Source organism: Pseudomonas sp. NPDC086278 (assembly GCF_050280905.1).
In the GTDB taxonomy this organism is placed as follows: domain Bacteria; phylum Pseudomonadota; class Gammaproteobacteria; order Pseudomonadales; family Pseudomonadaceae; genus Aquipseudomonas.
This window is the reverse complement of record NZ_JBNNWE010000210.1, coordinates 1-1,757: the sequence shown is the minus strand read 5'-3', so window position 1 is coordinate 1,757 and position 1,757 is coordinate 1. Positions and strand designations below refer to the sequence as shown.

General features: G+C 56.3%; 1 protein-coding gene and 1 pseudogene. One reads left to right on the top strand and one right to left on the bottom strand.

Annotated elements, in window-relative coordinates; genetic code table 11:
- Positions 1–183 (top strand): hypothetical protein (locus tag ACQKP4_RS29005; RefSeq protein ID WP_427637433.1); only part of this gene is annotated, 183 nt, incomplete at its 5' end.
- Positions 184–222: 39 nt separating this feature from the next.
- Here the strand turns inward: ACQKP4_RS29005 and ACQKP4_RS29000 are convergent.
- Positions 223–1,674, bottom strand: a pseudogene (locus ACQKP4_RS29000) (DNA-directed RNA polymerase subunit beta'); the annotation flags it as partial.
- Positions 1,675–1,757: the final 83 nt, after the last annotated feature.

The following is a 1,757-nucleotide window of genomic DNA, read 5'->3' as shown; positions in this document are numbered from 1 at the left end:
TGCCATCTACTAGCTCCACTGTTGTCTTGCGACGCTATTGTCTTGCAAGAAAAGCAAAATGGCAGGAACGAATTCCCGCCAAATTTAGGGGTACAAGAGTCTAAAGAGGATCTTGCCCCCAGTCAAGGCAAGGCCCCGACCTCTCCGCTCATCCAACCTCGACAAATTGTCTTGATTCGATGAACGGAATGGCCGGGGCCTTACGCTTATTTATCGCAGAACTCAGTTACCGCTAGAGTTCAGCGCTTCGGTCAGTGCAGCTTCCACTTCACTGGCGCTTACGCGCAACGGTTTGTCAGCATCACGACGACGCTTGCGCTCGCTGTGATAAGCCAGACCGGTACCGGCCGGGATCAGACGACCCACGACCACGTTTTCTTTCAGGCCGCGCAGGTAATCGCGCTTGCCGGTTACCGCCGCTTCGGTCAGTACGCGAGTGGTTTCCTGGAAGGAAGCCGCCGAGATGAACGATTCGGTGGACAACGACGCCTTGGTGATACCCAACAGCACGCGAGTGAACTTGGAAACGAATTTCTCGTCGCCAGCCAGACGCTCGTTCTCTACCAGAACGTGAGTCAATTCCATCTGGTCGCCCTTGATGAAACTGGAATCGCCGGATTCAGCGATTTCAACTTTACGCAGCATCTGACGCAGGATGGTCTCGATGTGCTTGTCGTTGATCTTCACGCCCTGCAGACGGTAAACGTCCTGGATCTCGTTCACGATGTACTTGGCCAGCGCACTCACACCCAGCAAACGCAGAATATCGTGTGGATCGCTCGGACCGTCGGAGATAACTTCGCCGCGGTTTACCTGTTCGCCTTCGAAGACGTTCAGGTGACGCCACTTCGGAATCAGCTCTTCGTACGGATCGCTACCGTCGTTCGGGGTAATAACCAGACGGCGCTTGCCTTTGGTTTCTTTACCGAACGCGATGGTGCCGCTGACTTCAGCCAGAATCGAGGCTTCTTTCGGACGACGTGCTTCGAACAAGTCCGCAACACGCGGCAGACCACCGGTGATGTCACGGGTCTTCGAAGTCTCTTGCGGAATACGAGCGATAACATCACCGATCGCGATTTTCGCACCGTCCGCTACACCGACCAAGGCGTTAGCAGGCAGGAAGTACTGAGCAATTACGTCGGTACCCGGCAGCAAGAGATCCTTGCCGTTGTCATCAACCATCTTCACAGCAGGACGGATATCTTTACCGGCCGCTGGACGATCTTTGGCGTCGAGTACTTCAATGTTGGTCATACCGGTCAATTCGTCAGTCTGACGCTTGATCGTGATGCCTTCTTCCATGCCCACGTAGGTCACGGTACCTTTCATTTCGGTAACGATTGGGTGAGTGTGCGGATCCCACTTGGCCACGATTGCGCCAGCGTCGACCTTGTCACCTTCTTTAACCGAAATCACAGCACCGTACGGCAGCTTGTAGCGCTCGCGCTCACGACCGAAGTCATCAGCGATCGCCAGCTCACCGGAACGGGACACAGCCACCAGGCAACCATCCACTCGCTCAACGTGCTTCAGGTTATGCAGACGGACGGTACCGCCATTCTTCACCTGAACGCTGTCGGCCGCGGAGGTCCGGCTTGCCGCACCACCGATGTGGAACGTACGCATGGTCAGCTGGGTACCCGGCTCACCGATGGACTGCGCCGCCGGTACGCGGGTTCATCAGCGTGACGCACATCACCGGGAATTCACCGCCCAGGGACGCGTCTTTCACCAGCACGGGGAAGCCTTGCTCT